Genomic DNA, 22,782 nt, shown 5'->3' with positions numbered 1-22,782 from the left:
TGAGACAGCCCTCAGAGCGAACCTGCTGTTTTACACCCGCGAAATATAAATCGCTCATCGGGTTACGTACCCGAAACGTGAAGGCACCACTGCGGAAACCGAGTGCCGACAATCTCTTTGCAGGCGCCGAGCCGTCGGTGCATCTGAGGAGGTTTTCGTAGTGGATTTGGCTCTGTTGCCAAACGAATCGTTTGGCCCCATCGACACGGGCAACACGGCATTCATGCTCGTGTCGGCCGCGCTCGTCCTGCTGATGACCCCGGGCCTTGCCTTCTTCTACGGGGGGTTGGCACGCGGCAAGTCCGTCCTGAACATGATGATGATGTCGTTCGGCTCCCTGGCGACGATCAGCGTCGTCTACGTGCTGTGGGGCTTCTCGATGTCCTTCAGCGACGGCATCACCGGCGAGAACGACATTCTGGGCATCTTCGCGAACCCGTTCGCGCTGTTCGGTTCCGACCAGCTCATGAGCACGATCGGTGAGGGCGATTCCGAGCAGTACGTCACCGGCGGGCTGTCGATCCCGGCGATCGTCTTCATGGGCTTCCAGCTGACCTTCGCGGTCATCACCGTTGCCCTCATCAGCGGTGCCCTCGCCGAACGCGTGAAGTTCTCGACCTGGATGGTCTTCACCGTCCTGTGGTCGACGATCGTGTACTTCCCGCTGTCCCACATGGTCTGGGGCGGCCTGGTCGGCGGCGGCGGTCTGCTCGGTGCGGGTGAGGACGGTCTGGCGGCCAAGATGTTCGGCACCGACGACGAGGGTGCGGCTGTCGTTGCGCCCATCGACTTCGCCGGCGGCACCGTGGTCCACATCAACGCCGGTATCGCTGCTCTGGTCCTGGTTCTCATCATCGGCAAGCGCGTCGGCTTCGGTCGTACCGCCTACCGTCCGCACAACATCCCGTTCGTCATGCTCGGTGCGGCACTCCTCTGGTTCGGCTGGTTCGGGTTCAACGTCGGCTCGGAGCTGGGCGCCGACCTCCTCGCCGGCCAGGTGTGGGTCAACACCACGGCCGCGACGGCAGCCGCGATCATCGGCTGGCTCATCGTCGAACTCATCCGCGACAAGCACGCCACCAGCGTCGGCGCCGCCTCGGGCATCGTGGCCGGCCTGGTCGCGATCACCCCGGCCTGTGGTGCGCTGACCCCGGTCGGCTCGCTGATCCTGGGTCTCATCGCCGGTGCCCTGGCCGCGGTGGCCATCGGCCTGAAGAACAAGTTCGGCTACGACGATTCGCTCGACGTCGTCGGCGTCCACCTCGTCGCCGGCCTGTGGGGCACTCTCGCCATCGGTCTCCTCGGCAAGGACGTGGGCCTCCTCTGGGGTGGCGATTACAAGCAGCTCGTGGTCCAGGCGGTCATCGCCTTCTTCGCCCTGGCGTTCACCGCCGTGCTCACCGCGATCATCGCCTTCGCCCTCAAGCCGCTCGGCTGGCGCGTCAGCGATGAGGACGAGAAGAGCGGCATCGACGAGGCAGAACACGCTGAGACTGCCTACGAGCTGGCATGACGATCGAGTCCAATCGCTACTACGCTGACACCCGTGGAGAGGGATAACTAATGAAGCTGATCACTGCAATCGTCAAACCGTTCACGCTCGAGGACGTCAAGGCCGGTCTGGAGCAGGCGGGCATCCTGGGCATGACCGTCAGCGAGGTCCAGGGTTACGGACGCCAGAAGGGCCACACCGAGGTCTACCGCGGGGCCGAGTACTCGGTCGACTTCGTGCCGAAGGTCCGCGTCGAGGTCGTCGTGGACGACGCGGCCGTGGACAAGGTCGTCGACGTCATCGTCGAGGCCGCCCGTACCGGCAAGATCGGTGACGGCAAGGTGTGGGTCTCGCCGGTCGAATCGGTCGTGCGTGTCCGCACCGGCGAGCGCGGCGGCGACGCTCTGTAAGTGAGCTCGTGCCCTTTCTGAACCCCAAGCGCGGCCCCGCGTCCGACGACCAGTCGGGCGCGGGGCCGCACCGTTCAACCCCCGAAACCGAGGAGGCTCCCGTAGCCGCGACCGATCTGGCCAAGACCCGCCGGCAGCTCACCGAGTCGAGCCGGAACGGGAAACTCGACGCACCGGCGTTGCGCCAGGTGCTCGTCGACCTGCACGAGTTCTGGCTGACCAGCAAGGGCGCCGAACTCGGCATCAAACCCCACAGCGGATTCGCGATCGTCGCGGTCGGCGGACTGGGACGTGGCGAACTGCTGCCGTACTCCGACCTAGATCTGATCCTGCTGCACGACGACATGCCCCTCGAGCGGGTGTCCGAGGTCGCCGACGGACTCTGGTATCCGTTGTGGGACGCGAACATTCCGCTCGATCACAGTGTCCGGACCGTTCCGCAGGCGCTGCAGGTCGCCGCTGAGGACGTCACCGCGGCCCTCGGATTGCTCGAGGCCCGCCACATCGCGGGTGACGAGGATCTGTCGAATCTGCTGATCGGTGGTGTGCGCCAGCAGTGGCGCAACGACATCCGTCATCGGTTCCCCGATGTGGTCGCCCACGCTCAGGATCGCTGGCGCCGTGCCGGCGACATCGCGCATCGCGCCGAACCCGACCTGAAGAACGGTCGGGGAGGGTTGCGCGATGTACAGCTCCTCGGTGCTCTGGCGATCGCCCAGCTCACCCACGGGATGGCCGGTCTGCGGCCGGATTCGCCGGGCGCCGGACCGCAGGTCGCCTACGCGCGGCTCCTCGACATCCGGACCGAACTGCACCGCATCGCGGGCCGTCCGCGCGAACAGGTGCGCGCGCAGGACGCCGACGAGATCGGGGCCGCCCTGCGGATCGGGGACCGGTTCGATCTGGCGCGTGTCATCAGCGACTCGGCCCGCACGATCAGCTATTCCATCGACGTCGGTCTGCGGACCGCGGGCAACGCACTGCCGAGGCGCGGCCTGGCCAAGCTGCGCCGGTCGCCGCTGCGCCGCCCGCTCGACGAGGGCGTGGTCGAGCACAGCGGCGAGATCGTCTTGGCGCGCAACGCTATTCCCAGCAAGGACCCGGGGCTCATCCTCCGGGTCGCGGCCGCGTCGGCGAGGACGGGTCTGCCGATCAGCGCGTCGACCCTGAGCCGGCTGGCCGACTACGCACCCGAACTGCGGGAACCGTGGCCGGCGGAGGCGTTGAGCGACCTGTTGGTCCTGCTCAGCTCGGGTCATCACATGGTGGACCCGATCGAGGCGCTCGACCGCACCGGACTCTGGGGCCGGCTGCTGCCGGAATGGGGTGCGGTGCGCGACCTTCCGCCGCGCGACGCGATCCACACCTGGACAGTCGACCGTCACCTGGTGGAGACCGCGGCGTATGCGAGTTCGATGACGACGCGGGTATCGCGGCCGGATCTTCTCGTTCTCGGGGCGCTCATCCACGATCTCGGCAAGGGACGCGGGGCCGACCACAGCATCGTCGGCGCCGAACTCGCCGTCCAGATCGGCAACCGGTTCGGCCTGTGGCCGCAGGACGTGACGACCCTGTCCGACATGGTGCGACACCACCTGTTGCTGCCGCAGGTCGCGACGCGTCGCGATCTCGACGACCCGGCGACCGCCGAGTTCGTCGCCACCGCACTGGGTCACAACCGCGTCCTGCTGGAACTCCTTGCGGCACTGGCCGAAGCGGATTCGCTGGCGACCGGCCCGGGCGTGTGGGGCGAGTGGAAGGCCTCACTGATCGGTGAACTCGTCCGGCGCTCGATGAGCCACATCGAGGGCATCCCGCCGTCGGTACCCGAACCGCTGACACCCGAGCAGCTGGCGATCGCCGCCGAGGGGGACTACGCGGTCCGGCTCGTGCGCGCCGACGGTCCGCACACCTACGACGTCACGATGGTCGCGCCCGATCAGCCCGGGTTGCTGTCGAAGATGGCCGGAGTGCTCGCGCTCGGCGGGTTGCGTTCACACAAGGCCTGCGCGCAGAGCCACGACGGCAAGGCCGTCAACTCCTTCATCGTCGTGCCGATGTTCGGCAGTCCGCCGGACGCAGGTCTGCTGCGCCAGCAGCTCATCGCGTCGGTCAACGGCAAACTCGATGTGCTCGCGCGTCTCGATGCACGGGAACGGGAGTCGCCGATACCCACCATCGGCTCGGTCAGCACCCCGCCGGGGACGATGGTGACTCTCGGGGCGAGCGCCGGCAGCACCGACCCCGACGTCGACGGTGCCGGTCACCCCAAGAACGCGGTACCCGCCCTGTTCGCGGTCGCGCCGCCGCGGGTGACCTGGCTCGACACCCCCGAACCCGACGCCACCGAAGGGGCGGTGCTGCTCGAGGTCCGGTCGGACGACCGGATCGGGCTGCTGAGCCGGGTGAGCGCGGTCCTGGAGCAGCACGGCGCCGACATCCGCTGGGCGAAGGTCTCCACCCTCGGCGCGACCGTCGTCGACATCTTCAGCCTGAGGTTGGCCGAGGACACCGCGGAGATGCGTGCGACGCTCACCGACGCGATCATCGCGGTGTGCCCGCCGCCGCAGCCCAAGCGGGACGAGGACGGTGACGGGCCGCAGCCCTCCGGCGGCACCGGCCGGTCGGGGGTGCCGATCTCCTAGATGTGAGGTCCCAGCAGCCGAGGTTCCCCGACCCACATGGAAGGATGGGACCCATGTTCGATTCCCTCTCCGACCGGTTGACCGGTGCCCTGAAGGACCTGCGTGGCAAGGGGCGGCTCTCCGACGCCGACATCGACCGCACCTGCCGCGAGATCCGGCTCGCCCTGCTCGAGGCCGACGTCTCGCTGCCGGTGGTGCGCGCCTTCATCGCGCGGATCAAGGAACGGGCGAAGGGCGCCGAGGTCTCCGCGGCGCTGAACCCGGCCCAGACGGTCGTCAAGATCGTCAACGAGGAGCTCATCGGCATCCTCGGCGGCGAGACCCGTCGGGTGCGCTTCGCGAAGAACCCGCCCACGGTCATCATGCTGGCGGGTCTGCAGGGTGCCGGTAAGACGACCCTCGCCGGCAAGCTGGGCAAGTGGCTCAAGCAGCAGGGCCACACACCGCTGCTGGTGGCCTGTGACCTCCAGCGTCCGGGCGCCGTCTCGCAGCTGCAGATCGTCGGCGAGCGTGCCGGCGTCCAGGTCTTCGCGCCGCACCCGGGCACCAGCGTCGGCGGTGAGGGAACACTCGGCGTCACCTCCGGTGACCCGGTCTCCGTCGCGCGCGCCGGTGTGGAGGAGGCGAAGAACAAGCACTACGACGTCGTCGTCATCGACACCGCGGGCCGCCTCGGTATCGACGCCGAGCTGATGAAGCAGGCCTCCGACATCCGTGACGCGACCGCTCCCGACGAGGTGCTGTTCGTCGTCGACGCGATGATCGGTCAGGACGCGGTCACGACCGCCGAGGCCTTCGCCGACGGCGTCGGCTTCACCGGTGTGGTGCTCACCAAGCTCGACGGCGACGCCCGCGGCGGTGCCGCCCTGTCGGTGCGCGAGGTCACCGGTCAGCCGATCATGTTCGCGTCCTCCGGTGAGAAGCTCGAGGACTTCGACGTCTTCCACCCCGACCGCATGGCCAGCCGGATCCTCGGCATGGGCGACGTGCTCAGCCTCATCGAGCAGGCCGAACAGCACTGGGACGCACAGCAGGCCGAGGCCGCCGCGGCCAAGATCACCCAGGGTGACCTGACCCTCGAGGACTTCCTCGACCAGATGCTGATGATCCGCAAGATGGGTCCCATCGGCAACATCCTCGGCATGCTCCCCGGCGCCGGCCAGATGAAGGACGTGCTGAGCCAGGTCGACGACAAGCAACTCGACCGGGTCCAGGCGATCATCCGCGGCATGACCCCCGCCGAGCGGGAGAACCCGAAGATCATCAACGCCTCCCGCCGGCTGCGTATCGCCAACGGTTCCGGCGTCACCGTCAGCGAGGTCAACCAGCTGGTCGACCGATTCTTCGAGGCCCGCAAGATGATGGCGCAGATGTCCGGTCGCATGGGCATGGGCGGGATGAACCGGAAGTCCAACCGCAAGGGGAAGAAGGGCAAGAAGGGCAAGGGGCGCGGTCCCACTCCGCCGAAGGTGCGCGGTGGTTTCCCGGCGATGCCGGGCGGCATGCCCGCCGGGTTCCCGGACCTGTCCGACATGCCCGCCGGACTCGACCAGCTGCCCCCGGGACTCGAGGGCATCGACGTCTCGCAGTTCCAGCAGCCCAAGAAGAAGAAATAGCGATGAGTAGCCCGGCAATGGATGTCACCGCCCGCCACTATCGGGGCACCGATCCGCTCACCGGCGAACCGATCGAGTTCTGGGTCTCCGGTGAGACCATCAGCCACACACCCGTCGCAGAGGCCGAGACCGCTGTCGACGACGGCTGGATTCTGCCGGGACTCGTCGACGCCCACAACCACGTCGGCATCGCGCCGGGGCTCGGCGTCGACATCGAGCAAGCCCGTGGTTACGCGTACGCCGACGCCCGGGCCGGGACGCTCCTGATCCGTGAGGTCGGGTCACCGCTGGACACCCATCCGCTCGACGACGACCCCGCCTGTCCGCGGTTCATCCGCTCGGGTAAACACATCGCCCGCCCGAAACGCTATCTGCGTGACTACGGCGTCGACCTCGACGATCCCGACGAGCTGGCGGCCGAGGTGGCACGACAGGCGGAGGCCGGCGACGGCTGGGTGAAGATCGTGGGGGACTGGATCGATCGCGAGGTCGGGGACCTCGCGCCGCTGTGGACGCGGGACCAGATCGAAGCCGCGGTCGCCGTCGCGCACGAACACGGCGCCCGGATCACCGCCACGTCTTCGGGACCGACGCCCTCGTCGACCTGATCGGAGCAGGTGTCGACTGCATCGAACACGGCTCCGGACTCACCGCCGACTTGATCGATCAGCTCGTCGAACGCTCGATCGCATTGGTGCCCACCATGATCCAGGTGGAGAACTTCCCGGGGATCGCCGACGGCGCCGAGCGCTTCCCGACCTATGCGGCGCATATGCGGCAGTTGCACGCCGACGCCCCGAAGGTCTTCGAATCCGCGCGCGAGGCAGGCGTGGCCATCTTCGCGGGCACCGATGCCGGCGGCTTCGTCGAGCACGGCCGCATCGTCGACGAGATCGAGGCGCTGTCGAAGGTGGGGCTGGGGAACGCCGGGCGCCATCGCGGCCGCGTCGGTGCGCCCCCGCCGCTGGCTGGGCGCAGACCTTCTCGGTGACGGCGACCGCGCCGATTTCGTGGTCTACGGCGAGAACCCGTGCGAAGACCTGGGCGTCCTGCGCCATCCGGTAGCAGTGGTGTCGTCGGGTCGCCACCTCGTGTGAGCAACGCCACAAGGTGGACTCTGGTTGCAGTTACCTACTGACACGTAAGGTAGCAACCGCGTTGCAGAGGTTCGTTTGGGGACGAACCGATCAGCTCAATGCAGACCCTGCCGAATCCGGGGGTGAGGACGGGGTTTCGGCAGGAGTCGCAAGCCTGGGGACCGATTCTTCGGTAGGCGAGTGGCGTTGGCGACGTACGGCATGTGGTTGTTCTCGCGGGGTGGACAACCACATGCCGGATCTCCGTCCGATACATGAGGCGGACTTCGTCCGGGCGACGTGACGGATTTCTTTCTGAAGCCGCTGTTCTGGCAGAATGGCTCGACGGTTCGTCGGATACGGTCACGGCCGCCCGACGGTCACACCGAAACAGACGCAAAACCGGGTCCACCATTCCGGGTGGGTTGCAGAATTGCGCAGTGACCACACGAAAGTAGAAGTAGACATGGCTGTCAAGATCAAGCTCACGCGGCTCGGCAAGATCCGCAACCCGCAGTACCGCATCGTCGTCGCCGACGCTCGGACCCGCCGCAACGGCCGGGTGATCGAGACCATCGGCAAGTACCACCCGAAGGAAGAGCCCTCGCTGATCGAGGTCGATTCCGAGCGCGCACAGTACTGGCTGGGCGTCGGCGCGCAGCCGACCGAGCCCGTGGCCGCGATCCTCAAGGTGACCGGTGACTGGCAGAAGTTCAAGGGCCTGCCGGGCACCGAGGGCACCCTGAAGACCGCCGAGGCCAAGCCCTCGAAGCTCGACCTGTTCAACGCCGCTCTCGCAGCTGCCGACAACGAGCCGGTCGCCGCGGCCACCACCCCGAAGAAGAAGGCCGCCAAGAAGGACGAGGCCCCGGCAGAAGCTGCCGCCGAGGCTCCCGCCGCCGAGGGTGACGCGTGAGCGCAGTCGTCGCCGACGCGGTCGAGCATCTCGTCCGCGGAATCGTCTCGAACCCGGACGACGTCCGGGTCGACCTCGTCACCGGTCGTCGCGGCCGGCTCGTCGAGGTCCACGTGAACCCCGAGGATCTCGGTAAGGTCATCGGCCGCAACGGTCGTACCGCCACCGCCCTGCGCACCCTCGTCTCCGGTATCGGCGGACGCGGCATGCGCGTCGACATCGTCGACACCGACCGCTGACGGTCACGTCGTAGGACGAAACGCATCGTGGATCTCGTCGTCGGGCGCGTGGTGAAGTCGCACGGCATTCGTGGCGAACTCGTCGTCGATGTCCGTACCGACAACCCCGACCTGCGCTTCGCTCGCGGCGCGGTGCTGCGCGGCCGACTGCCGCGCGGTGGCGGCGAACGTGAATTCACCGTGACAGCCGCCCGGGAACACTCCGGGCGGCTGTTGGTGTCTCTCGACGGCGTCGCGAGCCGGGATGCGGCCGATGCCCTGCGCGGCACGTTGTTCCTCATCGACTCCTCGCTGGTCGAACCGTCCGACGATCCGGACGAGTTCTACGACCACGAACTCGAGGGGGTCCCCGTCCAGCTCACCGACGGGACCGAGGTGGGCGTCGTCGAGTCGGTGCTGCACATGCCCGGCGGTGAGCTGCTCGCGGTGCGCACCCCCGACAAGCGTGAGGTCCTGATCCCGTTCGTACGGGAGATCGTGCCGACGGTGACCCGCGAACTGATCGTCATCGACCCGCCCGAGGGTCTTCTCGATCCGGACTCGGCCGACGGCGCGCAGTGATGCGGCTCGACATCGTCTCGATCTTCCCCGAGTATCTCGAGCCCCTTCGGGTTGCCCTGCTGGGCAAGGCGATCGACGCCGGACGCATCAGCGTCGACGTCCACGACCTGCGGAACTGGACGCATGACGTGCACCGCAGCGTCGACGACTCGCCGTACGGCGGCGGTCCCGGCATGGTCATGAAGCCCGAGGTCTGGGGTCCGTGTCTCGACGACGTGTGCCCCGACGACGCGCTCCTCGTCGTCCCCACCCCGGCCGGTGTGCCGTTCACCCAGGCGACCGCACAGCGGTGGAGCGCCGAGAAACATCTCGTCTTCGCCTGCGGTCGCTACGAGGGCATCGATCAGCGTGTCTTCGACGACGCAGCCCGCCGGGTGCGCGTCGAAGAGGTGTCCCTCGGCGACTTCGTCCTCATCGGCGGCGAGGTCGCGGTGATGGCGATGATCGAGGCGACCGTCCGGCTGATCGACGGCGTCCTCGGGAATCCTCGCTCGCACCAGGAGGATTCGTTCTCCGACGGGCTCCTCGAAGGGTCGAGTTACACGCGTCCGGTGAGCTGGCGCGGGCTCGACGTCCCGCCGGTCCTCCTCTCCGGCGACCATGCGAAAGTCGCGCAGTGGCGACACGAGCAGGCGCTCGAGCGGACCCGCGCCCGTCGACCCGACCTTCTCGCCGACCCTGTGAAACCAGCCGGTGACCGCGGGCCGGATTCCGGCTAGGATTCGGCACGACTCGAGTCGCACGGTGGGAGGGCTATGCAGGGCTATGAGGCCATGGTCGACGAACTCGACCGTCAGCGTGCCGAACTCGCGCGGACCCGGGCGGCGTTGTCGGAGCTGACCTCCCGAGCCATCAGCCGGGACCGCCTCGTCGCGGTCACCGTCAATGCGCGCGGGCTCGCTGTCGACATCTCCATCGATCCCACCGCCCTGCGTCGCTACCGTGCCGATCAGCTGTCCGAGCTCCTCACCACCCTCATCGCCGAAGCGGATCGTGCGCTCAGTTCCCGGCGTGGTGAACTCCTCGCTGCCGCAACGGTTTCCGGTGTGGACTACGCCGACGCGCGCCTCGAACCAGAACGGACGCCCGGATGACCTCTGGTGGCCGCTCCCACAACCGGGTCGCCGCCGACGTGGGCACCGCGGCGGACCTGTCCGCGCGTCTGGCCAATGCCGAGACACGGTTGGGCACGGTGCATTCCGAACTCGTCGAACTGCTCGCCGACATCGACTGCGCGGTCGGGGTCGGGGAGGGGGCGTTGGCATTTCGGCGGGGTTTCGGGCCCCCGAGCGCCGAAACGGGTGACCTCCTGCGGTCCGTGATCGTGCGTCTCGCCGAGCACCGGCAGGCCCTCACACACGGCGTCGAATCGCTCGCCGACGCCGATGCGGATGCCGCCGGCGCCGTCGATTCCGGTGACACGCGATGAACTCCTCGGCGAGGCAGATCGCGGATGAACTCGCGCCGGGTGTGTGGCCTGGCGCGGATCCGGTGTCGCTGCGCGAGGCCGCGCGGCGGGCGCGGGCTCTGGCCGAGTCCGTGGAGCGGGTGACCGACGTGGTCGTCTCGGCGACCGCCGCCTACGCCTCGCCGGCCATCGGTGGCGTGGCCGTGGAGGGGGAGTTCGGCGACGCCACCGTCGACGGACTGGCCCAGATCACCGGTGCCGGTCCGGATTCGTTGCCGCACGTCGCCGGGCGGCTTCGCGTCATGGCGGCGTCGCTGGAGAGCTTTGCCGACGTCGTCGTCGAGACCGAGCAGCAGATGACGACCATCGCCCTCGTCGCCGACCGTGACCGGCGTCGGGCGGAGGTCTTCGCCGAGGTCGGTGACGACTCGTGGCGGGTGAGTGCGTCGAGTGCGGGCCGTCTGGCCCTGACGGCCGCCGGCGACGACTACACGCAACGGTCGGAGGAGGCGGGGCAATCCGCGGGCGGAACCCCGCCCGCAGCGACCAGCGGGATGATGCCGTTCGCACCGATGGGTGCGCTGGGCGGTGCGGGAGCCCTCGGTGCCGGATTGGGGGCCGCCGGACTGGGCGCGGCGATCGGCGCCGCCGGGTCGCGAGCCGGCCGGGACACCACCGGCGGAGACCTGACCTGGCTTCGCCGGCGCGCCGAGAACCTGCAGGCGAGCGTGCCGCCGGCCATCGCCGGGTGGTTCCGCACCGCGGTGGGGGTCGGTGTGGGGGCGCGTGGGCGGCGGGTGGTGGTCGTGGGGACCAACGATCCGCAGCCGTACCAGCGCGCGGGACTCGAACTCGCCGACGACGAGGCCCTGACCGCGAACGGCCGGGCACCCGAACTCGCGATCGTCGAACACATGACCGCCTCGGGGATCACTCCCACCGCGATCGCCGCCGCGACCCCGATGGAGTCGGCCACACTCTCGGCTCTCCGGGCCGCAGACATCGTCGCGGTGGGGCCCGGTTCACGCCCCTGACCGGCGATTTCGTCGGACCGGGGTCTCTCTGGCACAATAGTCGGGTTGCCTGTCCCGCTGACGGGCACCGACGACTCGGAGTACGAACCGGTTCGAAGCCCGACGGCCCGCCAGGTTCCTCTGCTCAACGTTCACGCCAGACAAGGACCCAACCAATGAACACGCTCGACTTCCTCGACAAGCAGTCCCTCCGCGACGATGTCCCGGACTTCGGCCCCGGCGACACCCTCGACGTCCACGTCAAGGTCATCGAGGGCAGCAAGGAACGCGTCCAGGTGTTCAAGGGTGTCGTCATCCGTCGCCAGGGTGGCGGCGTCCGCGAGACCTTCACCGTTCGCAAGGTGTCCTTCGGCGTCGGCGTTGAGCGCACCTTCCCGGTGCACAGCCCGAACATCGCCAAGATCGACGTCCTCACCCGCGGTGACGTCCGTCGCGCCAAGCTCTACTACCTGCGTGATCTGCGTGGCAAGGCCGCAAAGATCAAGGAAAAGCGCTGACGCGTCTACCCTGACGAGGTGGCCGACACACAGCGACCCAGCGACGATCGCGACCTTGACACCGACGGCGACGACGGTGCGAAGCGTCCCTGGCGGTTGAAGTCCGATCCGGACGAGACCGAGGACGGCAAGCGCAAGTCGGGATCCGGCTCGCTCTTGCGCGAGGTCGTGATCATCGTGGGGTGCGTCCTGCTCCTCACCTGGCTGCTGCAGACCTTCATCGGACGGCAGTACGTCATCCCGTCGGAGTCGATGGAGTCGACTCTGATCGGCTGCGACGGGTGCACCAACGATCGCATCGTCATCGACAAGATGGTCTACCGCTTCGGTGACCCCCAGCCCGGTGACGTCGTCGTCTTCAAGGGGCCGTCCGAGTCCTGGAACGGGTCGTGGGTGTCCCCGCGATCGACGAACCCGGTCATGCACAAGGCGCAGGATGCGTTGTCGTGGTTCGGTTTCGCCCCGCCCGACGAGAACAACCTCGTCAAGCGGGTGATCGCGACCGGCGGGCAGACCGTCGAGTGCCGCAACGACGAAGGTGTCGGTGTGAAGGTCGACGGGAAGCCGCTGCACGAGCCGTACATCAACATGGAGCTGCAGCGCGAGACCGTCGCCGCATTCGGTCCCGGTGTCGCCGGCCCGGGTGAATCGGTCCCGCCGTGCCTCGGTCCCGACTTCGGCCCGATCAAGGTGCCCGAGGGCAACGTGTGGGTGATGGGCGACAACCGCCTCAACTCGCAGGACTCGCGTTACCACGTCGACGACCGGTACCAGGGCACCGTGCCGATCAGTGACATCCGCGGCAAGGTCCGAACCATCATCTATCCTTTCTCGCGGATCGGTGGTGTCGGTTCGATCAATCCCCAGCAATGATCATGTGGGGACTACGCACACCATGAGTCGCTGGCCACCGCGCTCGCCCGTCCGTCGTGCGGCGGGACTGCGGACTTTCGAATTCGCGCTCTACCGGCAGGGCCTCGGCCCGGTCGCGGGGGTCGACGAGGCCGGTCGCGGTGCGTGCGCCGGCCCGCTGGTGGTGGCGGCGTGCGTGCTGAAGCCGACGCAGTTGGCCTCGCTCGCCGAACTCGACGACTCCAAGCGGCTGACCGAGAAGACCCGAGAAACGCTGTACCGATCGGTGACCAGGTATGCCGACGCGTGGAGCGCGGTCGTCATCGACGCCGCCGAGATCGACCGGATCGGCATCCACGTCGCGAACATCGAGGGCATGCGCCGAGCGGTCGCAGCCCTCGACGTGACGCCCGGATATGTGCTGTCCGACGGTTTCGTCGTCCCCGGGCTGACCGCGCCGTCGCTGCCGGTGATCGGTGGAGACGGGGCCGCAGCCTGCATCGCCGCCGCGAGCATCATCGCGAAGGTGACGCGGGATCGGATCATGGTCGCGATGGACTCCGACCTGCCCGGTTACGACTTCGCGATCCACAAGGGATACAGCACGCCACTTCACATGTCCCGCATCGATGCGGCGGGACCGTCACCACAACACCGCATGTCGTACCGAAATGTCGCGGCACGAGTGGTCTCCAGCGCAAACGACAACAGGGATAGGCTTACAGGATGAGTGCTGAGGATCTCGAGAAGTACGAAACCGAGATGGAACTCTCTCTGTACCGCGAGTACAAGGACATTGTCGGGCAGTTCACCTACGTGGTGGAGACGGAGCGGCGCTTCTACCTCGCCAACGCGGTCGAGATGATTCCCCGCAACACCGATGGTGAGGTGTACTTCGAGCTACGGATGAGCGACGCCTGGGTCTGGGACATGTACCGGCCGGCGCGCTTCGTCAAACAGGTTCGGGTGATCACGTTCAAGGACGTCAACATCGAGGAACTCGAGAAGCCGGAACTGCGGCTTCCCGACGAACCCTGAACTCTTCTCGGGTGAGCAACTCAGCAGTGTGCAGAACCCGATGGTTGTCCACAGATGCGGCCGCGGCGGGAGCAGTCCCACCGCGGCCGTGCTGTGTTCGGTGAAGCTCAGGGCATGAGCGATACCGTTCCGTCTGCCGGTCGTCCCGTCAATCGTCGCGCGCACGTCGGCAAGCTGGGGGAGGACATCGCCGCCGACTTCGTCGGGTCACTGGGTTGGATTGTCCTGGAACGTAACTGGCGCAACCGATACGGCGAACTCGACCTCGTCGGCGTCGACCCGCACACCACGGACGGCCCGACGCTGGTGGTCGTCGAGGTCAAGACCCGTGCGAGCCGGACTTTCGACGATCCCGTCATGGCGGTGACGCCGGACAAGCTCGCCCGGATGCGTCGGCTCGCGCGCACCTGGCTCGCCGGGCAGGAACGACGATGGCGTCAGATCCGGTTCGACGTCATCAGCGTGCAACTCGACGGCTTCACCCCGGACGATCCCGCACGTGCCCGGGTGAGACATCACCGGGGCGTCTACGACTGAGTGGTCGAGAGCTTTGGCGGTTCTAGAGCTTGCTGAGATCGGAGCGGATCAGCATGACGTTGTAGTCGCTCCAGCGTGAGGCGTTGAAGTACAGATCTTTGCCCGTGCCCAGCAGCGCAGGCGAGTTCGGCAGCATCATGGGTCCGTACACGACCGGGTTGCCGGGTGCCACGATGGTGCGCGGGCCGCTCCAGGGGCCTTCCGGATGGTCGGCGGTGCGGAGCCGAATGCCGTTGTCCCCATCGAGCATGATGTATTTCTTCAGATACGGGCTCCACGAGACCGACAGTTCGCTGACGGGTTGGCGGGCGACGACACCTTCGGTGTCGTGGATGTCGCTGATGCTGTCGACCCAGCCGATCCGCTCGCCCGACCAGTACTCGTACTTGTCGAGGTCGAGAATGTCCTCCGGCTTGAACCGCGCCAGGAACGCGGCGCCGAAACGGCCGTTGGGCGTACCGAACTGGTAGATGTAGCCCGCTTCATCGGTGCCGGGCCGGCCGCGCATGTACGCGTTCTGCTGGAACTTGCCGTTGTTGACGTCGATCGCGCGGAGGTTGCCGGGCAGGGCGAGATCGATCGGCGCGTTGATGAGGATCGTGTCGGGGTCGCTGGTCCAGGTTTGGCCGTTGTTGTCGGAGTAGGCGATGCCCGAGTAGTTGGTGACCCAGTTGCCCGCCGAACCCCACGACCGTACCGACATGTAGTTGATGTACTGGCGGAAGCCGTCGCCGTGGGGGATCGAGATCGCCGCGGTCGGGATCGTGGTGACCTCGATGTTCGAGATGCCCAGTGAGGGAATGAGTTCCTGGGCGAAGTTCGGCCGATCCCCGATCACGGTGCCCGAGTTGATGTCTCCCGCGACTCCGTTCGGTACCTTCAGCCCGTCGGCGAGGTCGTTGTCGTTCGAGCGCAAGAGGACATTGTGCCGCCACTCTTGTCTCGGGGCGTTGCAGTTGCCGAAGGTGTCGCCGAAGGCCATGAGGGTCTGGCCGCGGCCGTTGTCCCAGGCGATTCCCAGATCTGTGCCGCCGATGCCGAAGCGGTCGTAGGTGTCGTTCTTGCTGTACGGGCCGGTCACCCAGCCCACGCTGCGGGAGATGGACCCGACATAGGGGATGAGTGGTCGCTGAGGTCCCGGGTCGGGGACGTTGGAGCCGGAACCCGAGCCGGAGCCCGAACCCAATGAGCCCGACGAGCCGAATCCGAGGAAGCTCGAACCGTTTCCGGAATTCCCGCACGGCGCGGCCTCGGCGATGCCGGTACCGGCGGTCAGGACGATCGCGGTGGTACCGATTGCGAAGGCTCCCGCCAGCGCCAGTCGGACACCCTTGGTGAAACGGCTGGGCACGCAGACCTCCGTGTGACAGGTGTTTCTGAAGTTATTGACGTGACCATTGTTACTGGAGTTGTGTTACAGGAGGGTCCGAGAAGGGTCACGATGCGGTGTCAACGGATGAGGTGCCGCGTCTCCGAGTCGGTGCGTGATTGCCACCCGACGCGTTCGAGTTCGGGGATGTCGTTCTCGTGTTCGGGATATCCAACGCAGAGGTAGGCGACCAGTTTCCACGTGGCCGGAACCGCGAGTGCTTCGGTCACTGCATCGGGTTCGAGAATGGACACCCAGCCGATGCCGACGCCGCGGGCCCGGGCCGCCAACCACATCGTGGTGATGGCCGTGACGACCGAGTATTCGAGCGTCTCCGGCACGGTCTGGCGACCCAGGCCGTGGCCCTGCTCGGCGTCGGGCGCGCAGAAGACGGCGAGATGGACTGGTGCGTCGTCGAGGCCGGCGAGCTTCAGTGACGAATACAGTTGTGCGCGTTCGCCGGTGTAGCCGTCGAGTGCTTCGGTGTTGCATCGGATGAAGCTGTCGCGCACCGCCTCCCGCGCCGATGCGGTTTGCACCTCGACCCAGCGCCAGGGCTGGCTGTTGCCGACCGACGGAGAGAACTCCGCTGACTCGAGGATCTCGGGGAGGAGGTGTGGTTCGAGGGGTTCGCGGCTGAATCGACGGACGTCGCGTCGCCAGCGGAAGAGTCGGTCGAGGTCGCCGACGAACGCCTTGTCGAAAGTTCCGTCAGTCATCGGTTGTCGAGCTTAGCGACGACGATCGATCAGAACGGCGCCGGTCCGTCGGTCTGCTCGCGCCGTTCGCGTTCGCGCTGGTTGCGGGCGCGTTCGGCCCTCCGCCGGGCGTGTTTCGCGGCGGTTCGGTTGTTCGGTGGCGGAGTGTCGGCACCGGTGATGACCCGTGGTGTGGGTGGGGCTTGGGCAGGTTGTTCGAATCGGATTCGGCGCAGGTTCGGGAACAGGTCTTCCAGGGTTTCGGCGTCACCGTGGATGCGGTAGCCCTCGGGGGTGATGTATTCGGTGACCAGGCGGCCGTCCTCGTCGCGGTACTGGACGTCGACCCAGTCGCCGAAGGTCTTGTGCAGGTGGCCGAACCGGCACTTCGCGTTGAGGTTCTCACTCGAGGTGAGACCGCCGCGGGTCGGGCGCTGATGGTCGAACTCGGTGACGTGGTCGAGGTCGCAGCTGAAAGACGAACGCTCACAACCCGGCTCGGCACAGTAGCCGTCACGGATGCGGACGAAGTCGGCGCACGCGGTGGTCGGGCGGTAGGGGTCAGACGGTTGAGAACCGGGGTAGATGACGACGACATCCGACGACGGCGCGACGGGAACGTTCGGCGCGACCGGCTCATCGTTCGGAGTGGCTGCGGGTTGCGGGCGCCGGGCTTCGCGGGACTGTGCGTCACGCTCGTCGCGGCCGTCTTCCGGAGAGGGCGCTTCGGCGGCAAAACGTGTGGGTGCTGTACGTGCCGGCGTGACCGGCTTGATCGTCGCGTCGGGCCGGTTGGCGAGGTCGCGGACGTGCTCGTCGGAGATGACGCCGTGGCCGTCGATCCAGCCGATCCCGGGTGCGCCGTTGAGCGTCGCGGGATCGGTGACGGCATGGATGATGACTTCGCTGCGCACCGAGGCGAGTGCCGCTCCGGGCTCGGGGACCTCGGCCGTGCAGTCCTCACGGTCGCAGCAGCACTCGAACACGGTGCCGGTCAACAGCGCGAACATGGCGTCGGAGTTGCGTTGCCCGACGGTGCGACCGTCGTGCTTGCACACCGAATCAGCCAACACGCGAACGGCTTTGGCCGCGATGCGCACGTTCTCCGCGGCCATCACACCGGTGATCTCGGCGGTCCCGTCGTCCAGGGTGTGAGTCGACATGCCACGGTTGTCGAGTGCTTCTTTGCGCCGTTCCCGGACGAGGTCGGGATCGTGCCGGAAGACCAGCCGGTCGACCATGTCACGCAACCGTGCCCTGGTCCACGACCCTTTCTTGCTGCGCAGGGTGGCGGCGATCGCGGCGTCGAGGGTCGGGGTGATCGATGAGTCGGGCGGGACGAGTGCGGTGCGGGACAGGATCACCTGAAGCTGCCAGCGGGTGGTGATGCCGTCACGGAGTGTGTCGAGAACTTCGGGAAGGGACTCGCGCAGGCCGATGGCCTCGTCGACGAGGATCTCTGCCTGTCGTCGAGTGAGCGATAGTTGCCGTGCCACTCGGATGACGCAGTCGGCTTCGCCACTGACGACGATCCCGCCGGCCAGGGTGCTGCGGACCGCGATGCAACGGTCGGCGATGGCGGTGACCAGCTGGTACCGCAACCAGTCCTCGTGAGAATCCCGGCGCTGCGACTCTGCCAACGCGTCCATGAGGGAGTTCATGTCGGCGTCGTAGGGGTGGGCAGGATCGACCCCGGCGAATGATCCGCCCGATGGGTCGATCCGATCGTCCGACACCCTGCCCCCAGAAGTGTTGCAGATCCGGCACATTCGACCGGATCACTTGCTGACCACCAATGTAGACCCGATCACCGACAAGATCTGATTCGTGTCCACAGGGTCCGGCTGTCAGGTAGTGCGCGACAGTCGAATCCGCCGGATTGACATCGCGTGCGACATCGATCCGTCGACGCGATCTCAGCCGAAGTCGTTTAGCCGGATTGACATCGCGTGCGACTTCGTTCCGTAGAACCCAGGCCATGGTCCGGCCGCTGAACAACTCGACGTTCATCCACAGATCACCCGTCCGCCGGTGGTGACACGGTTCCGGGTAGGGGCTCCTCGACCACACTGTGCCCATGCTGGGGCAAACGCAGGCGGTGGGGCTCAACGCCTTTGCGGCGCATGTCGTCGACGTACAGGCGAGTGTGGGGTCGGGGTTGCCGGGTTTCTCGGTGACCGGTAGCCCGGATGCGTCGGTGCGGGAGGCTAGGGACCGAGTGCGGGCGGCGATCAAGAACTCGGGGTTCACGTTTCCCGATCTGAAGGTGACGGTGGCGTTGTCGCCGGCCGACATGCCGAAGGTCGGGTCGGGGTTCGATCTGTCGATGGCCGTGGCGATTCTGGCTGCGACAGAACAGGTGTCGTCGGAGAAGCTGGTGTCGACGATCTTCCTGGGTGAACTCGGGCTCGATGGGAACGTGCGGCCGATCCGGGGAGTGTTGCCGGCGGTGATCGCTGCGCGTCAAGCCGGTTATCGACGTGCGGTGGTGCCGATCGAGACGGTGGCGGAGGCTGCGCTGGTCGAGGGGATGGACGTCGGTGGTGCGTCGAGCCTCAAGGAGGTGGCGGCCTGGCTCGCGGGTGATCTCGTACTCGACAACTTCCACCGGACGGCACCCACGAAGCCGCCGCCGATCCCGGACATGGCCGACGTGGTGGGTCAGCACGAGGCGCGGCACGCACTCGAGATCGCCGCGGCCGGAGCGCATCACGTCCTGATGACCGGGTCGCCGGGCATCGGCAAGACCATGCTCGCGCGACGACTGCCGGGCATCCTCCCGCCGTTGGGTCTCGAGGATTCCCTGGAGGTGACGGCGATCCACTCGCTGGTCGGGGAGCTGTCAGCAGGGCGTCCGCTGATCACCGAACCGCCGTTCGTCGCCCCGCATCACAGTTCGTCGACGACGGCGCTCCTCGGTGGCGGAACCGGGTTCGCCCGTCCCGGTGCGGTCTCCAAGGCACACCGCGGAGTTCTGTTTCTCGACGAATGTGCCGAGATGAGCGTCAAGGTCCTGGAATCCCTGCGGGAGCCGCTCGAAGACGGCGAGGTGCGAGTGCCGCGCCGAGACGGGGTCGCCGTATATCCCGCGCGGTTTCAGCTCATCCTCGCGGCGAACCCGTGCCCGTGTGCACCCGCACACGACGTCGACTGTGTGTGCACCGCGGTCGTGCGACGCCGCTATCTCGGCAAGTTGTCCGGACCCCTGTTGGACCGTGTCGACATCCGGGTCCGCATGGACCCGCCGGGAAATGCCGCGCTGATGAGTGGGGCGGGAGAGTCGAGTGCCGAAGTTCGCGCGCGGGTCACCGCGGCGCGTGCGGCTGCGGTCGAGCGGTGGTCGGAATTCGGGTGGCGCACCAACGCCGAGGTGCCGGGATCGGCCTTGCGGCAGAAGTTCCGGCTACCCCCCGACGTCCTCCGGCCCATCGAACTGTTTCTCCGCGACGGGCGGGTGACGGCACGCGGCGCCGACCGTGCGTTGCGCCTGGCCTGGACCCTCAGCGATCTGCGCGGCACCGACGCTCCCGTCGAAGACGATGTCGCACAAGCACTTCTGTACCGAGACCGAGGAGCGACCTGGTGAGTGGCAAGTACCCGTCGGAGCTGTCGGCGTGGACCTACTTGGCGCGCGTGGCCGAACCGCCGTGTGCGGACGTGATCGCGCTCGTGGACGAGGTCGGTGCGGTCGAGGCGGCGTCGGCCATCCGCAGCCGCACGGTGCCCGACGGTCATGAACCGGTGCTGGCCGCGACCGCGGCACGATGCGATTCCGACCGTGCGGCCGAGGACCTCGATGCCGCCGCCGCGATCGGGGCGCGGTTGGTGACCCGTTCCGATCCCGAATGGCCGGCGTGGTCGCTGCTCGCGTTGAGCCAGGCCGACACCGCCGCTCGCGGTGGTGAACCCCTGGCACTCTGGGTCCGCGGACCGGCCCGCCTCGACGATCTCGCCGCCGCCTCGATCGCCCTCATCGGCTCCCGCGCGGCGTCGGCCTACGGCGAACACGTCACGCAGGTGCTGGCGTCGGGTCTCGTCGGTGAGGGATTCGCGGTGATCTCCGGTGGCGCCTTCGGCATCGACGGTGCCGCCCACCGCGCCGTCGTGTCCGCCGGTGGGGTGACCGCGGCCGTGATGGCCTGCGGGATAGACCGTGACTATCCGGCCGCGCATTCGGCGCTCCTGACCGAGATCGCCCGGACCGGCGCGGTCATCAGCGAGTATCCGCCGGGGACGACCGCGGCCAAACACCGCTTCCTGACCCGTAATCGGCTGGTCGCATCACTGTCCGGGGCAACCGTTGTCGTCGAAGCGGGCCGGCGGTCGGGTGCGGCGAACACCGCTGCGTGGGCGCGCAAGCTCGGCCGTCCGCTGGGCGCGGTCCCCGGACCGGTGACGTCGGCGACCTCGGTCGGCAGTCATCGGATGATCGCCGACGGATTGGCGGTTCTGGTGTCCGACGTCGCGTCGGCGGTGAACCTCGTCCGGCCCGACGGCGGGGGAGACTTCGGCCGAGGACGGGCGAAGCCAACCGATGGGCTCAGCGCCGATCAGTTGCGGGTACACGACGCGATCCCCGGTCGGGGTGGTGTCGGGATCGAGGAGATCGCCTTCGCGGCCGGGCTCGAGGTACCGGCCGTGCGGGCGGCTCTGGCGCGACTGGACATCGACGGGCTGGTGGAGAACGTCGGCGGCCAGTGGCGACTGGCCACCGGGTGACTCACTTCCGCGTCAGGATGTCGAGGAAGATGCGGAGGTCGTCGGGCGTCGCCTCGCCGAGGCGTCCGTGGGCGTGGACGAAGCCGATAGCGGCGTAGAGCAGCGTGGTCGCGCGGGCATGGGCCTCCGCCTCGTCGAAGCCGAGTTCACGCATCGCCTGATGGGCGATCTGGAAGATCTGACCGTCCAGCTCGGAGATCGAGTCCGCGATCGACTCGTCGGTCTCGGCCCACCTGCGCATCGCGGCCTCCATGCGCCAACGCCGGGGGTCGGACATGAGCCGCGTCATGCCCTCGATCCGCTCGATGGGCGGGAGCACCTCGAGCTCCGCGATCTGTGCCACGGCTGCGGCCTGAACCTTCTTGCAGTGGGCGGCGAGCTCGGACTTCATCGTCGCGAGGTCGGTGAAATGCCAGTAGAAGCTGCCCTTGGTGACGCCGAGCCGGGCACTGAGGTGGGAGATCTTCAGACCGTCGATCCCGTCCTCGAGAAGGACCTCCACCGCCGCGTCGAGCCAGTCGTCGGCGCCGAGACGCGATCCGCGCGTCGGAGCGCCCTCTCGGGTCGGCTGGGGCTCCGCGGGGTGGTCCGGCATGGAATCGCCTCTGGTCGGGTCTCGCGACGTCGGATCTCAAGAACTGCAAACTCTCGGATCACATCGCTTGATCGTGAGAAAACCTTACAAGCGCGTACCGCGAGTTCGCCGGAATGAACCGAAATCATCTCTTATGTGGGCCTAAGTAGGAGGCGTAAGGTGGTCGCGACAAGGAGGTTCCATGGCCAAGCGCGTGAACACGATGACGGTGCTCCGACGGGAACAGATCAGCCCGCACTTCGTCCGCCTCTACCTGGGCGGAGAAGGTTTCGACGACTTCCAGGAGGCGGTCGGGGCACCCGATGACGCCGACACCGACATGTACGTGAAGTTCGTCTTCGCGCCGGACGGGGTGACCTACCCGGAGCCCTTCGACCTCCAGGAACTGCGGACGACGCTGCCTCCCGAACAGCAACCCGTCCTGCGCACCTACACCGTTCGCCGTGTCGATCCCCAGGCCCGGGAGATCCTCGTCGATTTCGTCGTCCACGGCACCGAGGGCATCGCCGGCCCATGGGCCGCCTCGGTGGAGCCGGGCGAAACCGTCCGGTTCATCGGACCGGGCAGCGGGTATCGGCCGAAGTCCGAAGCTCCGTGGCACCTGCTCGCCGCCGACGAGGCGGGACTGCCCGCCGTCGCCGCCGCACTCGAGGCGCTGCCCGCCGACGCGGTCGCCAAGGTGTTCATCGAGGTCGCCGGGCCGGACGACGAGCTCGACCTCACCGCGCCCCCGGGCGCGGAGATCGTCTGGGTACACCGCGGCGGACCGGCCGGGGAGGTCGACGACTCGGTCGCCGGCGACAACGCACCCCTCATCGCCGCGGTCCGCGAGGCGCAGTGGCTCGACGGCGAACCCCACGTCTTCATCCACGGCGAGGCCCAGGCCGTCATGCACAACCTGCGCAGCTACATCCGCAAGGAGCGCAAGGTGAGCGCGGGCAACGCCTCGATCTCCGGGTACTGGCGGCGCGGCCGCACGGAGGAGGGCTTCCGGAAATGGAAGGCCGAACTGCGCGCCGCCGAAGAGGCGCCGGTGTCGGTCGGTAGAGCCGGCCGATAGGCATCGATCCGGCCACGGCA

Annotated in this window: 23 protein-coding genes and 1 pseudogene; 20 read left to right on the top strand and 4 right to left on the bottom strand. The window is 67.6% G+C overall.

Annotation, left to right across the window (positions count from 1 at the left end; all coding sequences use genetic code 11):
* The first annotated feature begins 160 nt into the window (after positions 1-160).
* From IHQ52_RS17545 to IHQ52_RS17465, 17 genes and pseudogenes are all read left to right on the top strand, one after another.
* Positions 161-1,513, top strand: coding sequence for an ammonium transporter (locus IHQ52_RS17545; RefSeq protein WP_006438181.1), 1,353 nt, complete (start codon positions 161-163; stop codon positions 1,511-1,513).
* A 50-nt stretch (positions 1,514-1,563) separates the two neighbouring features.
* Positions 1,564-1,902 carry a P-II family nitrogen regulator gene (locus IHQ52_RS17540; protein ID WP_004572306.1) on the top strand — a complete coding sequence of 113 codons (339 nt, stop codon included), beginning with the start codon at positions 1,564-1,566 and terminating at the stop codon, positions 1,900-1,902.
* Positions 1,903-1,910: 8 nt separating this feature from the next.
* Positions 1,911-4,547: a [protein-PII] uridylyltransferase gene (locus IHQ52_RS17535; RefSeq protein ID WP_006438180.1), complete on the top strand. Its 2,637-nt coding sequence runs from the start codon at positions 1,911-1,913 to the stop codon at positions 4,545-4,547.
* Positions 4,548-4,600: 53 nt separating this feature from the next.
* On the top strand, positions 4,601-6,163 hold the full coding sequence (ffh, locus tag IHQ52_RS17530; RefSeq protein ID WP_006438179.1) for a signal recognition particle protein: 1,563 nt from the start codon (positions 4,601-4,603) through the stop codon (positions 6,161-6,163).
* Between the two features lie 17 nt (positions 6,164-6,180).
* Positions 6,181-7,260 (top strand): annotated as a pseudogene (locus tag IHQ52_RS17525) (amidohydrolase family protein).
* Positions 7,261-7,705: 445 nt separating this feature from the next.
* Positions 7,706-8,155, top strand: a complete 450-nt coding sequence (rpsP, locus tag IHQ52_RS17520) for a 30S ribosomal protein S16 (RefSeq protein ID WP_006438177.1) — start codon at positions 7,706-7,708, stop codon at positions 8,153-8,155.
* Positions 8,152-8,394 carry an RNA-binding protein gene (locus tag IHQ52_RS17515; RefSeq protein ID WP_006438176.1) on the top strand — a complete coding sequence of 81 codons (243 nt, stop codon included), beginning with the start codon at positions 8,152-8,154 and terminating at the stop codon, positions 8,392-8,394. Before rpsP ends, IHQ52_RS17515 begins: the two co-directional genes overlap by 4 nt.
* 27 nt (positions 8,395-8,421) lie before the next feature.
* Positions 8,422-8,955 (top strand): ribosome maturation factor RimM, encoded by a 534-nt coding sequence (gene rimM / locus IHQ52_RS17510; protein WP_006438175.1) that lies wholly within the window; start codon positions 8,422-8,424, stop codon positions 8,953-8,955.
* The gene (gene trmD / locus IHQ52_RS17505) at positions 8,955-9,674 is read left to right on the top strand and encodes a tRNA (guanosine(37)-N1)-methyltransferase TrmD (protein ID WP_006438174.1); all 720 of its coding nucleotides are present in this window, start codon (positions 8,955-8,957) and stop codon (positions 9,672-9,674) included. Before rimM ends, trmD begins: the two co-directional genes overlap by 1 nt.
* 36 nt (positions 9,675-9,710) lie before the next feature.
* On the top strand, positions 9,711-10,049 hold the full coding sequence (locus tag IHQ52_RS17500) for a YbaB/EbfC family nucleoid-associated protein (RefSeq protein WP_006438173.1): 339 nt from the start codon (positions 9,711-9,713) through the stop codon (positions 10,047-10,049).
* Positions 10,046-10,384: a hypothetical protein gene (locus tag IHQ52_RS17495; protein ID WP_006438172.1), complete on the top strand. Its 339-nt coding sequence runs from the start codon at positions 10,046-10,048 to the stop codon at positions 10,382-10,384. The genes IHQ52_RS17500 and IHQ52_RS17495 overlap by 4 nt, the downstream gene beginning before the upstream one ends.
* Complete coding sequence (locus IHQ52_RS17490) at positions 10,381-11,397, top strand: hypothetical protein (RefSeq protein ID WP_006438171.1); 1,017 nt, start codon at positions 10,381-10,383, stop codon at positions 11,395-11,397. The genes IHQ52_RS17495 and IHQ52_RS17490 overlap by 4 nt, the downstream gene beginning before the upstream one ends.
* A 155-nt stretch (positions 11,398-11,552) precedes the next feature.
* Positions 11,553-11,894 carry a 50S ribosomal protein L19 gene (rplS, locus tag IHQ52_RS17485; protein WP_004572295.1) on the top strand — a complete coding sequence of 114 codons (342 nt, stop codon included), beginning with the start codon at positions 11,553-11,555 and terminating at the stop codon, positions 11,892-11,894.
* Positions 11,895-11,912: 18 nt separating this feature from the next.
* The gene (gene lepB, locus IHQ52_RS17480; RefSeq protein WP_006438170.1) at positions 11,913-12,767 is read left to right on the top strand and encodes a signal peptidase I; all 855 of its coding nucleotides are present in this window, start codon (positions 11,913-11,915) and stop codon (positions 12,765-12,767) included.
* Positions 12,768-12,789: 22 nt separating this feature from the next.
* Positions 12,790-13,476, top strand: a complete 687-nt coding sequence (locus IHQ52_RS17475; protein WP_006438169.1) for a ribonuclease HII — start codon at positions 12,790-12,792, stop codon at positions 13,474-13,476.
* A complete protein-coding gene (locus IHQ52_RS17470) occupies positions 13,473-13,784 on the top strand; it encodes a DUF2469 domain-containing protein (RefSeq protein WP_005198978.1) in 312 nt (103 codons plus the stop codon). Before IHQ52_RS17475 ends, IHQ52_RS17470 begins: the two co-directional genes overlap by 4 nt.
* Before the next feature lie 114 nt (positions 13,785-13,898).
* Positions 13,899-14,321: a YraN family protein gene (locus tag IHQ52_RS17465; protein WP_006438168.1), complete on the top strand. Its 423-nt coding sequence runs from the start codon at positions 13,899-13,901 to the stop codon at positions 14,319-14,321.
* 22 nt (positions 14,322-14,343) lie between these two features.
* On the opposite strand, the gene IHQ52_RS17460 is transcribed toward IHQ52_RS17465, so the two are convergent.
* From IHQ52_RS17460 to IHQ52_RS17450, 3 genes are all read right to left on the bottom strand, one after another.
* Positions 14,344-15,672 (bottom strand): DUF4185 domain-containing protein, encoded by a 1,329-nt coding sequence (locus tag IHQ52_RS17460; RefSeq protein WP_006438167.1) that lies wholly within the window; start codon positions 15,670-15,672, stop codon positions 14,344-14,346.
* A 98-nt stretch (positions 15,673-15,770) separates the two neighbouring features.
* Positions 15,771-16,409, bottom strand: coding sequence for a 5,6-dimethylbenzimidazole synthase (gene bluB / locus IHQ52_RS17455; RefSeq protein ID WP_006438166.1), 639 nt, complete (start codon positions 16,407-16,409; stop codon positions 15,771-15,773).
* A 29-nt stretch (positions 16,410-16,438) separates the two neighbouring features.
* On the bottom strand, positions 16,439-18,157 hold the full coding sequence (locus IHQ52_RS17450; protein ID WP_006438165.1) for an HNH endonuclease signature motif containing protein: 1,719 nt from the start codon (positions 18,155-18,157) through the stop codon (positions 16,439-16,441).
* 308 nt (positions 18,158-18,465) lie between these two features.
* Here IHQ52_RS17450 and IHQ52_RS17445 point away from each other — a divergent pair, with 308 nt between their 5' ends.
* Positions 18,466-19,974, top strand: a complete 1,509-nt coding sequence (locus tag IHQ52_RS17445; RefSeq protein ID WP_006438164.1) for a YifB family Mg chelatase-like AAA ATPase — start codon at positions 18,466-18,468, stop codon at positions 19,972-19,974.
* Positions 19,971-21,107: a DNA-processing protein DprA gene (dprA, locus tag IHQ52_RS17440; RefSeq protein WP_006438163.1), complete on the top strand. Its 1,137-nt coding sequence runs from the start codon at positions 19,971-19,973 to the stop codon at positions 21,105-21,107. The genes IHQ52_RS17445 and dprA overlap by 4 nt, the downstream gene beginning before the upstream one ends.
* A 1-nt stretch (position 21,108) precedes the next feature.
* Here the strand turns inward: dprA and IHQ52_RS17435 are convergent, their stop codons facing one another.
* Positions 21,109-21,702 carry a TetR/AcrR family transcriptional regulator gene (locus tag IHQ52_RS17435; RefSeq protein ID WP_006438162.1) on the bottom strand — a complete coding sequence of 198 codons (594 nt, stop codon included), beginning with the start codon at positions 21,700-21,702 and terminating at the stop codon, positions 21,109-21,111.
* Between the two features lie 181 nt (positions 21,703-21,883).
* Between IHQ52_RS17435 and IHQ52_RS17430 the strand changes: the two genes are divergently transcribed.
* The gene (locus tag IHQ52_RS17430; RefSeq protein WP_006438161.1) at positions 21,884-22,762 is read left to right on the top strand and encodes a siderophore-interacting protein; all 879 of its coding nucleotides are present in this window, start codon (positions 21,884-21,886) and stop codon (positions 22,760-22,762) included.
* Positions 22,763-22,782: the final 20 nt, after the last annotated feature.

Origin of the sequence: Gordonia amicalis (assembly GCF_022059885.1) — a bacterium.
GTDB lineage: Bacteria > Actinomycetota > Actinomycetes > Mycobacteriales > Mycobacteriaceae > Gordonia > Gordonia amicalis.
This window is presented reverse-complemented; position numbering and strand designations above follow the sequence as displayed.